The organism is Klebsiella sp. CB_Kp196 (assembly GCF_040061575.1).
In the GTDB taxonomy this organism is placed as follows: Bacteria; Pseudomonadota; Gammaproteobacteria; order Enterobacterales; family Enterobacteriaceae; genus Klebsiella; species Klebsiella michiganensis.
In genome coordinates, this window is record NZ_JBEAFH010000081.1 from 125,960 (window position 1) to 139,232 (window position 13,273).

9 protein-coding genes are annotated in these 13,273 nt (G+C 57.4%); 4 read left to right on the plus strand and 5 right to left on the minus strand.

Going from position 1 to position 13,273, the window contains the following annotated elements:
- Positions 1 to 42: 42 nt before the first annotated feature.
- The 3 genes from mqo to ABLU87_RS27185 all read right to left on the minus strand — a co-directional run bounded on the left by mqo (position 43) and on the right by ABLU87_RS27185 (position 3,875).
- The gene (gene mqo, locus ABLU87_RS27175) at positions 43 to 1,698 is read right to left on the minus strand and encodes a malate dehydrogenase (quinone) (RefSeq protein WP_196942022.1); all 1,656 of its coding nucleotides are present in this window, start codon (positions 1,696 to 1,698) and stop codon (positions 43 to 45) included.
- A gap of 299 nt (positions 1,699 to 1,997) precedes the next feature.
- Positions 1,998 to 2,903 (minus strand): N-acetylmuramic acid 6-phosphate etherase, encoded by a 906-nt coding sequence (locus ABLU87_RS27180; RefSeq protein WP_196942021.1) that lies wholly within the window; start codon positions 2,901 to 2,903, stop codon positions 1,998 to 2,000.
- A gap of 231 nt (positions 2,904 to 3,134) precedes the next feature.
- A complete protein-coding gene (locus ABLU87_RS27185) occupies positions 3,135 to 3,875 on the minus strand; it encodes an SDR family oxidoreductase (protein WP_122117985.1) in 741 nt (246 codons plus the stop codon).
- A 107-nt stretch (positions 3,876 to 3,982) separates the two neighbouring features.
- Between ABLU87_RS27185 and ABLU87_RS27190 the strand changes: the two genes are divergently transcribed.
- From ABLU87_RS27190 to dcuR, 3 genes are all read left to right on the plus strand, one after another.
- Positions 3,983 to 4,906 (plus strand): LysR family transcriptional regulator, encoded by a 924-nt coding sequence (locus ABLU87_RS27190; protein ID WP_122117984.1) that lies wholly within the window; start codon positions 3,983 to 3,985, stop codon positions 4,904 to 4,906.
- Positions 4,907 to 4,986: 80 nt separating this feature from the next.
- Positions 4,987 to 6,600 (plus strand): sensor histidine kinase, encoded by a 1,614-nt coding sequence (locus ABLU87_RS27195; protein ID WP_032750118.1) that lies wholly within the window; start codon positions 4,987 to 4,989, stop codon positions 6,598 to 6,600.
- A complete protein-coding gene (gene dcuR, locus ABLU87_RS27200) occupies positions 6,597 to 7,316 on the plus strand; it encodes a two-component system response regulator DcuR (RefSeq protein ID WP_004851320.1) in 720 nt (239 codons plus the stop codon). The genes ABLU87_RS27195 and dcuR overlap by 4 nt, the downstream gene beginning before the upstream one ends.
- On the opposite strand, the gene ABLU87_RS27205 is transcribed toward dcuR, so the two are convergent.
- Both ABLU87_RS27205 and ABLU87_RS27210 read right to left on the minus strand, forming a co-directional pair.
- Positions 7,297 to 8,247: an FAD:protein FMN transferase gene (locus ABLU87_RS27205; RefSeq protein ID WP_122117918.1), complete on the minus strand. Its 951-nt coding sequence runs from the start codon at positions 8,245 to 8,247 to the stop codon at positions 7,297 to 7,299. The genes dcuR and ABLU87_RS27205 overlap by 20 nt on opposite strands.
- 67 nt (positions 8,248 to 8,314) lie before the next feature.
- On the minus strand, positions 8,315 to 11,092 hold the full coding sequence (locus tag ABLU87_RS27210; protein WP_122117917.1) for a flavocytochrome c: 2,778 nt from the start codon (positions 11,090 to 11,092) through the stop codon (positions 8,315 to 8,317).
- A gap of 626 nt (positions 11,093 to 11,718) precedes the next feature.
- Between ABLU87_RS27210 and ABLU87_RS27215 the strand changes: the two genes are divergently transcribed.
- Positions 11,719 to 13,224, plus strand: a complete 1,506-nt coding sequence (locus ABLU87_RS27215; RefSeq protein WP_004851326.1) for an anion permease — start codon at positions 11,719 to 11,721, stop codon at positions 13,222 to 13,224.
- Positions 13,225 to 13,273 lie beyond the last annotated feature (49 nt).

Genomic DNA, 13,273 nt, shown 5'->3' on the forward strand with positions numbered 1-13,273 from the left:
GTGAGGCGTCAGCCGCCACCGGGCAATGTCAACGACGTGGGCTTACAGCGCCATATCGTGCTGCGGCGACGTTTCCGCCTTCGGCTCTGCCGGTTTGGCGGTCATCACCGGCGCGGCGGCGTTCATCTCAATCACCGGCGGTTTGGTCAGCTGCAGCGCCGCCGCGGTATCATCCCAAACCTGCTGGGTCAGCGCGACGTTGCCGTTCAGCTTCTGGCCGTAGCTCGGGACGATATCGTGAATACGGCGCTGCCATTCCGCTGAATGGAACTGCTCAGGGAACATCTGCTTAAGAACGTTCAGGGTAATCGGCGCGGCGGTAGAAGCCCCCGGCGAAGCGCCCAGCAGCGCGGAGAGGGTTTTCTGCTGATCGACCACCACTTCGGTACCCAGCTTCAGTACGCCGCCCTTCTCTGCATCTTTTTTGATGATCTGCACGCGCTGACCGGCCTGGATCAGCTTCCAGTCCTCTTTACGCGCGCCAGGATAATACTCTTTCAGCGCCGCAAAACGGTCGTCGTCGCTCAGCATCACCTGGCTGATGAGGTATTTCACCAGATCGAAGTTGTCCAGACCTACGTGGGTCATCGGCAGAACGTTATCGGTGGTGGTGGTGCTAAGCAGGTCGAAGAACGAACCGTTTTTCAGGAATTTCGTCGAGAAGGTGGCGAATGGCCCAAACAGCACCACGCGCTTGCCGTCGAGGAAACGGGCATCAAGATGCGGGACCGACATCGGCGGTGCGCCTACAGAGGCCTGACCGTAAACTTTTTGCTGGTGCGCATTGGTCACCGCCGGGTTTTCGGTCATCAGGAAAGAGCCGCCTACCGGGAAACCCGCATAGTTATCCGCTTCCGGAATACCGGTTTTTTGCAGTAATTTCAGCGCGCCGCCGCCGGCGCCGATAAATACGTATTTCGCATCGATCGCCTGCTCTTCACCGCTATTAACGTTTTTAATCGTCACGTGCCAGGAATTATCGGCATTGCGTTTAAAATCGGTGACTTCTGAAGAGGTCTGCAGCGTGAAGTTATTATTTTTCTTCAGGCTACCGATCAGCTGGCGGGTTATTTCCCCATAGTTAACGTCGGTACCCACCGGAGTCCAGGTTGCCGCAACGCGCTGCTGCGGATCGCGCCCTTCCATCACCAGCGGCGCCCACTGTTTTATTTGCGCGTGATCGGTGGAGAATTTCATCCCCTGGAATAAGGTCGTTTGCTGCAGCGCGGCGTAGCGTTTTTGCAGATAATCAACGTTATCTCCCCAGACGAAACTCATGTGCGGCGTGGAGTTAATAAAAGAGTGCGGATCGTGCAAAATGCCGCGTTTGACCTGCGCCGTCCAGAACTGGCGGGAGATCATAAACTGTTCGTTAATATCCAGCGCTTTGCTGACGTCGATGGTGCCGTCCGGGCGTTCCGGCGTATAGTTCAGCTCCATATTCGCGGAGTGCCCGGTACCGGCGTTGTTCCAGCCGTTAGAGGACTCCAGCGCGACGCCATCCAGCTTCTCAACCATCACCTGTTTCCAGTCCGGCTGTAATTCCTGCAGCCAGGTCCCCAGCGACGCGCTCATAATACCGCCGCCAATCAGCAGGAAATCAGTTTTTTTCGAGGTATCGTCATTTGCGAAGGTCGCCGAGCTGACGAACATCGCTAATGCGGTCATAGATATAATCGTATTTTTAATTGCAGGCATAATAGAAATATCACATAGCACAAGTGTAATAAGAGCGTGCATATTAACGCACTTTTACTTTATTTTAAAATATCATTTACACATGCGCACACATAGCTAATTATTGTTAACCTGGTTTTTTAACTTAAAAAAGTAAATACCTCGCCAGCAGCAATAAATACGCCTTGCGATCGCCATTTTCAGAAGGGGAATTAAACCCGGTAAGCGGATGAAGAGTATGGAATAACGATGCTGTGTATGACCAGATTATTTTGCGTCATCCGGCGCGTATTGTGGAAATACGCGCCGTCGGGTTAAGTTCAGGCAACCGTCTGCGCCGCGCGTAGCGCAATCCGCAGATGATCGTTATGCTCTGCCAGCAGCTCGCGCGCCTGCCAGGCATCCAGCCCGCTGAGGAGCATGAGTATTGCCGTCCGGCAGTGCTGATTGCAGCTGGCCAGCGCGGCTTTGGCCTCGCTGAGCGAGCACCCCGTCGCCGCCATCACGATCGCTATCTGCCGCTCGGCCTCGTGCGGCGTATTGGCCTGCAGATCGACGCGCAGGTTTTCATAGACCCGTCCTTCGCGAATCGCCAGCCCGGTGGTCAGCATCGTCAGGATCTGCCGCTGCGCAATGCGCGCTTTCGGATTCCCGAAACCCGCCACCGCTTCCGGCCCGGTTTGCGGGGCGATAATGATATCCGCCAGCTGCGCGGCTTCACTGGCGGGCTGCTGCGTCACAACCGCAATCGGCGCCCCCAGCGACCAGGCGTGGCGCATCGCGCCCCAGACCCACGGCGTTTTGCCGCTAACCGTCAGCGCCAGCAGCATATCCTGGTTGCTGAATCGCAGAGCCTCAAGTTCGAAAGCTCCAAGATCGTAATGACTCGCGGCGGTTTCCATCTCCTGCCGCGCGGCGGTCGCTCCTCCGGCGATAAGGGCGACAAGCGAATGTTTTCCCTCCGGGGTAAATTCATTCACCGCCTGCGCGGCGGCTTGACCCGATGCCCCTGCCCCCACAATCACCAGCCGCCCTCCCCGGCTGAGCGTCGCCGTCGCGTTATCCATCAGGCGCGCGATAGCCGGCAAACAGGCCTCAACGGCATCGGCAATCCGCTTATCATCCTTATGCAGCAGCGTCAGCATATCGAGGGTGGCAAGACTATCAATATGGGTGGTTTCAGGGTGGCGTCGTTCCATCATTGAAGCGGTTGGCTTACTGCTCATAAAAACCTCCATTTAAACGCGAAAGAACCTTCCGGGACGAAAGCGCAGGCCTGAGGCAAACCCTTTCATTGACCATGGCTATTAATGGCAGTGTAAGGCTTAAGCGACGCGCTTTACCGCCACCGGAGTCACAGTTTTCATCCCCCTGAAGCCATTCAGCTGCCGATTGGTCGTTATCCAACCAGCGGCGCGTTCGGCGCGCCGAGGTTGCGAGGCGTGGCCAATGCGCTATTAGCGCAACGTCAGCCCGCCATCCACGACATACTGGCTACCGCTCACGAAGGACGCCGCGTCGGAAAGCAGAAACAGCGCCACATCAGCCGCTTCAGCCGCCGTCCCCTGGCGGTGAAGCGCCAGGCGGCTCACCACCGAGGCTTCAAATTCGCGGCGCACCTCGTCGCGCATAAAATGGCGAAATGGGGTGTCAATCGGGCCGGGAACCAGCGCGTTAACGCGGATATTTCGTTCCCCTAACGCCGCGGCCCAGCAGCGGGTTAACGAAATCAGCGCGCCTTTAGTCGCCGAATAGAGACTTGCCGCCGCAGCCCCTTCATAAGCGGAAGTGGACGCCGTCACCACCACCGAGGCTCCCGCATTAAGCTTTCCGGCGAGCGCCGCCATCTGGAGAACCGGCCCGCGCACGTTGGTCGCCATCATGCGATCAAAGGCCGCGGCATCCACCTGCGACAGCTCCCCAACCGCTGCGTATCCGGCGTTGAGCCAGAGGCCATCAAGCCCGCCGGATGAATCAATCGCCTCGGCCAGCGCCGCGCCGGTCAGCGGATCGCTGGCATCATTGTCAATGACCCGCGCCCGATCCGAGAGCTGCCGGCGAAGAGACGCCAGCCGTCCGGGATCGCGCCCGGTGGCGATCACCCAACCGCCTTCGCTATCGATGCGCTTTGCCCCGGCAAGCCCGATTCCGCTTGTCGCACCGGTGATAAGAACTCTTTTTGCGCTAAATCTCGCCATGGTCATTGCCCCTCTCTGCGTAATCACATTTATCAGGATGGTAACCAGCGAAGAACTGTTTGATAATACCAGTATTATCAATATGACTGTTTGGGGTAATAGCCATAATGCGCGGAAGTGATTTTGCGGAATTAAGAGCCTTCGCGATGGTCGTTGAGCAAGGCAGTTTTACCCGGGCGGCGGCGCATCTCGGCGTCACGACCTCCACCTTAAGCGCAACCATCCGTCGTCTCGAGGAGCGCATCGGCGTACGTTTATTGCACCGGACAACGCGCAGCGTCGCGCCGAGCGAGGCCGGCCAGCGCATGATGCAGCGGCTGGCTCCTGCGCTGGCGGCGCTGGAAGACGCGGTTACCGATGCCCGGACGGCCAGCGCGCCCGCGGGCCGCCTGCGCCTCAATGTGTCGCGCATCGCCGCGATTCATTATCTGGCGCCGCTGCTGGGCGGATTTATGCAACGCTATCCCAACATTGAGCTGGATATTGTTACCGACGATGCTTTAGTCGATATCGTTTCTTCCGGTTTTGACGCCGGAATTCGTCTCGGTGAAAAGCTCCATCAGGATATGGTTGCCGTCAGGCTGAGCGGCGACCTTGAAATGAAAGTCGTCGCCTCTCCGCACTATCTGGCGCAAGCGCCGCAGCCGAGAAAGCCGCAGGATTTGCTACAGCACCCCTGTCTGACTTATCGCAGGCCCAGCGACGGCAGCGTTTATCGTTGGGAGTTTCAGCGCGACGGTGAACGCTACGAGATTGCGGTCAAAGGGCCGATCGTCGTCGATGAACCGGCCATGCTGACGCCGTTAGCCCTCAAGGGCATCGGTATTGCCTATCAGTTTGCCCATCAGGTCGATCCCTGGCTTGAGACAGGCCAGCTAGTCCAGCTATTGAAAGAGTGGACCCCGGCTTTTCCCGGGTTTTACGTTTACTACCCCAGCCGTAAGCAGATGGCATCGCCGCTGCGGGCGTTTATTGACTATCTGCTGGCCGTCGGCGGCAAATCGCGTCCGCCAGAATTGCCGTCTGGCTGATTTTGCTTTTATTACGCGGCTTTATGAAAACCGCGCATTCAGCGATAATACGCCTCTATCCGTTTTCTCCTGGGGTCGGTATGAATGAATTCGCGCAGCAGCCCGCGCGTAAACGCGCAATGAGCATGAAGCTGAGCACCGCCGTGACCTTAATGATCGGCAGCGTCATCGGTTCAGTACTGATTCTGGTCTATGCCCTGTGGTTTATGCAGATTAGCGGCGCCACCCGCGACGGCGTGAAAGATACGGCGCTGGCGGTGGCGCGGACGCTGGCCGACACCCCGGAAGTCAAGCGCGGCCTGACGCTGCCGCCGGACAGCGGCATTATTCAGCCGCTGGCGCTGGCCGTCACCCGGCGCAATGGCCTGCTGTTTGCCGTCGTCACCAATATGGACGGCATTCGCTACTCGCATCCCAATAGCCAGATTATCGGCAAACCTTTTATCGGCGATGACATCCGGCCCACGCTGGCGGGCAAAGAGAACGTTGCCGTCAACCACGGCGTGCTGGCTCCGGCGCTGCGCGTCTTCACCCCGGTGTTTGACGATAGCCGCCGGCAAATCGGCGTGGTGGCGATTGGCATTTCGCTGAGCAAAGTCGATACGCAGATCGCCGCCAGCCGCTGGGATGTGATTCTGACCGTGCTGTTCAGCGCGCTCGTGTGCGCCGTCGGTACATGGAGCCTGGTTCGCGGCCTGAAGCGCGTCCTGCTGGGCCTTGAGCCGCAGGAGATCTCAACGCAGTTCCAGCAGCGCCAGGCGATGCTGCACTCATTAAAAGAGGGCGTCGTGGCGGTGGATACGGACGGCAAGGTGACGCTGATTAACCCCGCCGCGCGCGACATTCTGTTTAACGGCCCCGGGAACGATATCGCGCAAACGCCGCTGCTGGCGGATTTGCAGGAAGTGCTGCAAACCGGCGAGCCGATTTACGATCGGGAGCTGGGCTGTAACGGTCTGCTGCTGATCAGCAACACGGTCCCCGTCCGCGACGAGGATGACGTGGTCGGCGCCATCAGCACCTTCCGTGACAAAACCGAAGTCAGCCAGCTGCTGCAGCGGCTTGACGGGATGGTGAACTATGTGGACGCCCTGCGTACCACATCCCATGAATTTATGAATAAGCTGCACGTGATCCTCGGCCTGTTGAATATGAAAAGCTACGATAAGCTGGAAGAGTACGTGCTGCAGACCGCCCACACCTATCAGGCGGATATCGGCGAAATCCAGCACCGGATTAAATCACCGGTAGTGGCAGGCTTTTTGATCGGTAAAATTCAGCGCGCTAAGGAGCGGGGTTTTACCCTCACTCTCGCCGATGAGAGCCTGGTGCCGGACTGCCCGAATGAAAAACAGGTCACCGTACTGGTTACGGTTCTGGGTAATTTAATCGAGAACGCGCTGGATGCCATGAGCGGCCAGGCCGAAGGCGAAGTCGGCCTGCTGCTGCATTACCAGAACGGCTGGTTAAGCGGCGAAGTCAGCGATGATGGTCCCGGTATCCCGGAAGCGTTTATCGATGATATTTTTAATAAAGGCTTCTCCACCAAAGGCGAAAACCGCGGCGTCGGGCTGTTTCTCGCCAGCCAGCAGCTTCGCGAACTGGGCGGATCGCTGGCCGTGGAATCCGAACCCGGCGTATTTACTCAATTTTTTGTTCATCTCCCGTGGGACAGTAAAAGGAAAAGTGCGTGATAAATGTATTAATTGTTGACGATGATGCCATGGTTGCCGAACTGAACCGCCTGTACGTGGGACGGGTCAGCGGCTTCCGCTGCAGCGGCACGGCGTCTACGTTGAGTAAAGCCAGGGAGATGATTAACGACAAGGATCTGGAGATAGACCTGGTGCTGCTGGATGTCTATATGCAGCAGGATAGCGGTCTGGATCTGCTGCCCGCCATTCGCGCGTCCGGACGGGCCATCGACGTGATTATGATTACTTCCGCCGCGGATGCCGCGACGGTTCAGGCCTCGATGCGCTACGGCGTGGTGGACTATCTGATCAAACCCTTCCAGTTTCCACGGTTTGAAGAGGCGCTCACCGCCTGGCGCGAAAAGCGTAAGCTGATGACCGGTCAACCCTATTATGAACAAGCGGATGTCGACCGGCTGCTGCACGGCGGCGTACCGGAAGCCGCTGACGCCCGCAAGTTGCCGAAAGGCCTGACGCCCCAGACGCTGCGCACCCTCTGTCAGTGGATTGATGCCCATCCGGACGTGGAGTTCTCCACCGACGAGCTGGCGGCAGCGGTAAATATATCCCGGGTTTCGTGCCGCAAATACCTGATTTGGCTGGCGCAAATTAATATTTTGTACACCAGTATCCACTACGGCGCCACGGGACGTCCGGTGTACCGCTACCACCTGATAGCGGAACAGTACGGCCTGCTTAAGCAGTACAGCCAGTAAGCCGGTAGCCGTCATCCAGCAGCTGAAAGCGGAAACGACGCTGTGAAGAGAGGATAACGTCGCGATTTTTAGTGACGAAAATCGCTTCGATATCCTCGCGCTGGCGCAGCGCCGCGCAGCCTTTCTCTACGCCAAGACCGTAGATCAGGGTGGTCCAGATATCACCGTCCAGCGAGTCGGCGGAAATAATCGTTACGCTCTCCAGCTCGTTATCCAGCGGGTAGCCGCTGCGCGGGTCGAGAATATGGTGCCAGCGTTTGCCGTCCTGCTCGAAGTAGCGTTCGTAAATGCCCGAGGTCACCACCGATTGCCCCGCCACCGCAATGCTGCCAATCAGCGCATCCGCCGCTGAGTACGGTTTTTTCAGCCCGATTGACCATTCGCCCAGGGTATGGACATTGCCGCCGAGATTAATCAGCGCGGCGTTCACGCCCTGCTGCCGCAAATAGTCGCGCACCCGGTCGGCGATATAGCCTTTCGCGATGGCACCAAGATCGATCTCCATTCCCGTCCGCGCAAGGTAGACGCTGCTGGCGGCGTCATCGAGGATCACATCCTGCGCACGCGTTAACGTCAGGCGAGCGGCAATATCCTGCGGGGCGGGCACGCTCTGGCCCTGAAAACCAACGCGCCACAGCTTCACCAGCGGGCCGATCGCCAGGTTAAACGCGCTGTCCCGCACCATGCTGGCGGCTTTGGCGCATTTAATCAGCGCATACACCGGGCGGCTCACCGTCACCGGATGGCACCCGGCGGCATGGTTGATATCCATCACCTGGGAGTGCGCGCGGTTAACGGTGAAAAGATCTTCATAGCCTTTAATCAGCTGAAAGACGCGGGAGGCGAGCGGTTCATCATGAACGTAGAGCTTGAGGAGAATGGGCGAACCCATCAGTACGGCGGAGTAGCTGTAGACGCGGTTGTCGGACATATCGCACTCCTCAGAGAGATAAGAAGCCGGGCCGTCTATTTGCCAGCCCGGCGGGTGTCGCTGACGTTTAACCTCTGGCGCGTTTCGCCGCCTGATGGCCCGCGAGGGTCCCGAAGATAATGATATCGGCCACCGCGTTACCGCCGATACGGTTACCGCCGTGAATGCCGCCAACCACTTCGCCCGCGGCAAACGCGCCCACAATCACCTGATGACCGGCATTCAGCACCGCGGTATCGGTGTTAATGGTCACGCCGCCCATCGTGTGGTGAACCCCCGGGGCGATACGAATCGCATGGTAAGGGCCTTCATTGATCGGCGCACGCAGCGCGGTGGTACGACCAAAGTCATCGTCATGCTGTTTTTCAACAAAGCCGTTGTAGCGTTCCAGCGTATTGAGAAAAGCATGGTAATCCATCCCCAGTTTCTCCGCCAGCTGACGCGGCGAGCTGGCGCTGGTGACGAAACCTTTAGCGATGTACTCATCGGCGGCTTTGTTTTTCGCCCGGACGTGCTCGTCAAAGACGATATAGGCGAAGTGCTCAGGCAGCGCGATAATCGCGGCGGAAACCTTATCGCGGGTCTCCATTTCGTTGAAGAAGCGGTTGCCCTGCGGGTTCACCAGTATCGCCCCGCCGCCGCGAATCGACTCGGAAATCAGGTACGAGGTTTGCTGCTCGACGGTCGGGTGAATCTGAATTTCACCCATATCCACGGTGCCCGCGCCGATGCGTTCAAGCAGCGCGATACCGCCGCCGGTCGCCCCTTTATGGTTGGTGGTCACAAAGCCCGCCAGATCCGGGCGGTATTTCACCACCATCGCGCTGTTGGCGCTGAAGCCGCCGGTAGCCACCACGATGCTCTTCGTCTGTACCACTACGGATTCGTTTTCATCGGTGAGCAGGCGCACGCCGCTCACCTCATCGTCGGTCATCAGGATCTCTTCCACCGACGTATCCAGCAGGACATCGATACCGCGTTTGGTGATGTTACGCACCAGGCCGCTGATCAGGTAGCCGCCGACCGCCGACCCGTCGCGCGGACGGTGGGTGCGGTCGATGCTCATCCCGCCGGTAGTGGTGATATCGTTAAGCATAATGCCGCGACGCGCCAGCCACTCAATGGCCTCCGGCGCATTCTCCACGAAGCGGCGCAGCAGCTGCGGGTCGTTTTTGTTCTTACCGCCTTTCAGCGTTTCCTGGTAAAACAGCTCTTTGCTGTCTTCAATACCTTTCACGCGCTGGAAGCGGGTCTCTGCGGCGTTCATCCCGGCAGAAGCTTTAATGGTGTTACCGCCGATGGTCGGCATTTTTTCAACGATCAGAACGCTCGCGCCTTCATCGTGCGCCTGAATTGCGGCCGCCAGACCGGCTCCGCCGCTGCCGACCACCACCACATCGTAGCTTTTCGGCGCCGCATCGCCCGCGCCCTCTTCGGCGGCCAGCGCTTTACTGGACTTCAGCATCGCTTTGGAAACCGCCTTTTTCACCGCTTCGCTCTGGCTGGTTGCGCCGGAAATCGCATCCACGTGTGGGGTGTTGGCGCTGAGGATCCGCTCGCGGATCTCTTCAAAGCTGGTGGTGAACTCGACGGTCTGTACCGGGCTTGCCGCCAGTGCGATATCGGCAATGCGGTCGTTTTCCAGGCTGACGTTGATCACCAGCTCGTTAGCGTCGTCCTGAACGGTTTCGACGAACATCCCCGGTTTGAATTTGGCATCGCCCATGCTCATATCGCGGATCATCGCCTCCACCAGCGAGAAGCGCCACAGCGGTTCCGGGATGTTCAGCGCTTCGCGCTGGGTGCTGTCAATATACAGCTCCAGCTCTTCGCCGGCGGCAATGCGCGCCGTCCAGTCAGGATACGCGATACAGGCGCGGCCCACCGCCATCAGGTCGTAGCCGTGATCCAGACCCTGCTCGGCATCGGCCGCGTTCACTACCCCGCCCACGCCCATCACCGGCACCTGAGCCAGGGTTTCAGAGCGCATGGCGCAATATTTTTCAATCAGCGGCGTGGGATCGGTGATATCGACAATCGACGGGCGCAGCGTGGCGCCAACCGAGAAGTGGAGATAGTCGACGCCGCGGGCGGCCAGCTTTTCCAGCAGATACATGGTGTCAGCAAAACGGATACCGGGGACTTCCATCTCTTCCGGGGAGAACCGGTAGCCGATAATAAAGGCATCGTCGGCGCACTGGCGGGCCATTTTGTGGGTGATGTCCAGTACCGCCAGCGGGAATTTCGCACGATTATCGCGGCTGCCGCCCCATTCATCGTCGCGCTGGTTAGAATTTGGCGAATAAAACTGCTGGATCAGATAGGTGTTCGCGCCGTGAATCTCGACGCCGTCGAAACCGGCCTGAATGGCGCGGCGTACGCCTTCGCCAAACTTCGCGATCATGCCCTCGACTTCAGCGCCGCTCAGCGCGCGGGGGGTTGCTGCGCCATCGCGCGGCGCGGCAATCGCGCTCGGGGCAACCGGCTGGCGTCCGCCGATAAGCTGCGGGTCGACCATCCGGCCGCCGTGGTAGATCTGCAGAATCGCTTTTGACCCTTCCGCCTTGATGGCGGCGGCAATTTTCGCCAGGCCAGCCACTTTTTCATCATTATCGATACCGATGGCGCCGGGGAACGCCAGACCGTAGTCATCAATAAAGCAGCATTCAACGATAATGGTGCCGATACTGCCTGCGCGAGCGCGGTAGTACTCAACCAGTTCGCTGGTCACGGTACCGTCAAAATAACCGGTGCAGGTGGTCATCGGCGCCATTAACAGGCGGTTTTTAAGCTCAGTACCGTTCGGTAAAGTAAAAGGACGCAAAATTCGTGGATGACTGGTCATAATGACGCTCCAGATTTTAAATATTGAAAATTGAGAATTGGGTGACGGAATTGTTTTTGTTTGTATTTGGTAATCCCTTAAGTCATGCCAATAATATAGCGCTTTTTTAGTTACCAAAATAATTACGTTAATTAAAAAACTATTTAATACCAACAATAACATCGATACCTCCTTTGTATTATTAATTAAATATAATTCGTTCACATAGTGGATATAACCAATAACAAATCTGAAACCATTTTTAACATGCATCGCCAGGAGGATATCAAAATAAAAGGATAAAATTCAATAAGATAAATACATTATCAGTTCATGAAATCATTCGTGATTTAACATTAAGCCAAATTTCAGACAAATAAACACCTCACTAAACAGGGTTATTCGTAATAATAAAAAAGTGGCTAACAACCCGCTTTTTTTGATCTAAATCAATTGCAACGGCGCATGAAAGCGCAATATATAAATAACCCAATATTTTAATTTAACGCCCAACGAAGCGCGTTAAATAACGGTCAGCGCAATAACCAAAATCGACAATTAATAATTAAAGAAAGTTTTGCAACTAAAGAAATCGAACGGTTAAGCGATGACCAAACCCTATTTTTAACTACTTGCAGATACTCATTATGAAAGAGAAAAAGACAACCATACCGCCTGCCGGTGCAGCAACAAATGCTGCTTATAAACGTCTGCTGATGATGGCGATGCCCATTATCGTTGCCGTCTTACTCTTATTCGTCCCGGTGCCCGACGGCCTTCCCCCTTACGCCTGGCACTACTTTGCCATTTTTGTCGGCGTGATCGTCGGTCTGATCTTCGAACCGCTGCCCGGCGCGGTCATCGGTATTACCGGCGTGGTGGTGATTGCGCTGTGCAGCCAGTGGCTGCTGTTCAGCCCTGAACAGCTGGCCGCGCCAGGGTTCAAGCTTGCCGGCGCCTCCTTTAAATGGGCGGTGAGCGGTTTCGGTAACTCCACCGTCTGGCTTATCTTCGGCGCCTTTATGTTTGCCGCCGGCTACGATAAGACCCAGTTTGGCCGCCGTCTGGCGCTTATTCTGGTGAAGTACCTCGGCCGCCGCAGCCTGACGCTGGGCTACGCCATTACCTTCGCCGACCTGCTGCTGGCGCCGTTTACCCCCTCCAACACCGCGCGCAGCGGGGGGACTATCTACCCGATTATCGCTAACCTGCCGCCGCTGTACGGCTCTAAGCCCAACGACCCGAGCGCGCGCCGTATCGGCTCCTACCTGATGTGGGTGGCCATTACCGCCGCCTGTATCACCAGCTCGATGTTTCTCTCCGCACTGGCGCCGAACCTGCTGGCGCTGGCGCTGGTGAAAAGCATCGTCGGCATTAATATCTCCTGGGGCACCTGGTTTATCGCCTTCCTGCCGCTGGGTATCCTGCTGATTCTGGCAATGCCGCTGCTGGCCTACTGGTTCTACCCGCCGGAAGTGAAAGTCAACGATGAAGTGCCGCTGTGGGCCGCCCGCGAGCTGGAAAAACTTGGCCGACTGTCGCGCAATGAAATTCTGCTGCTGGTCTTCGTCTGCTTTGCGCTGATGATGTGGATCTTCGCCGCCGAATGGATTGAACCGGCGCTGGCCGCTCTGCTGGTTATCGTGCTGATGCTGTGGACCGGCGTACTTTCGTGGAACGATATCACCAGCAACAAAGCGGCGTGGAATACCTTTGCCTGGTTCGCGACCCTGGTGGCGCTGGCCGACGGCCTCTCCTCCACCGGTTTTATCGCCTGGCTGGGTAAAGAAGGCGGCGCGCTGATGAGCGGCATCTCCCCGGGCGTCGCGACCGTCGTCCTGCTGCTGGCGTTCTATCTGCTGCACTACTTGTTCGCCAGCACCACCGCGCACACCACCGCGCTGCTGCCGGCCATGCTGACTATCGCCTCCACCATTCCGGGGATGAATATGCAGGTGTTCGTACTGCTGATGGTGACCTCGCTCGGCGTGATGGGGATTATCACCCCCTACGGTACCGGCCCCAGCCCAATCTACTACGGCAGCGGCTATCTGCCGACCAAAGACTACTGGCGTCTCGGCACGATTTTCGGCGCCATCTTCCTGGCCGCCCTGCTGCTGATTGGCTATCCGTGGATGTCCATGATGTTCTGATTCATAACCGTCGGGCCGAACCCCGGCGGTTTTACTCTTAGGGAGCAAA

What these genes read in the sequence shown, in the direction of transcription:
- mqo (WP_196942022.1), bottom strand. Translation starts at nt 1,698, where the DNA reads ATGCCTGCAATTAAAAATACGATTATATCTATGACCGCATTAGCGATG.
- ABLU87_RS27210 (WP_122117917.1), bottom strand. Translation starts at nt 11,092, where the DNA reads ATGACCAGTCATCCACGAATTTTGCGTCCTTTTACTTTACCGAACGGT.
- ABLU87_RS27180 (WP_196942021.1), bottom strand. Translation starts at nt 2,903, where the DNA reads ATGAGCAGTAAGCCAACCGCTTCAATGATGGAACGACGCCACCCTGAA.
- ABLU87_RS27190 (WP_122117984.1), top strand. Translation starts at nt 3,983, where the DNA reads ATGCGCGGAAGTGATTTTGCGGAATTAAGAGCCTTCGCGATGGTCGTT.
- ABLU87_RS27185 (WP_122117985.1), bottom strand. Translation starts at nt 3,875, where the DNA reads ATGGCGAGATTTAGCGCAAAAAGAGTTCTTATCACCGGTGCGACAAGC.
- ABLU87_RS27205 (WP_122117918.1), bottom strand. Translation starts at nt 8,247, where the DNA reads ATGTCCGACAACCGCGTCTACAGCTACTCCGCCGTACTGATGGGTTCG.
- ABLU87_RS27195 (WP_032750118.1), top strand. Translation starts at nt 4,987, where the DNA reads ATGAATGAATTCGCGCAGCAGCCCGCGCGTAAACGCGCAATGAGCATG.
- ABLU87_RS27215 (WP_004851326.1), top strand. Translation starts at nt 11,719, where the DNA reads ATGAAAGAGAAAAAGACAACCATACCGCCTGCCGGTGCAGCAACAAAT.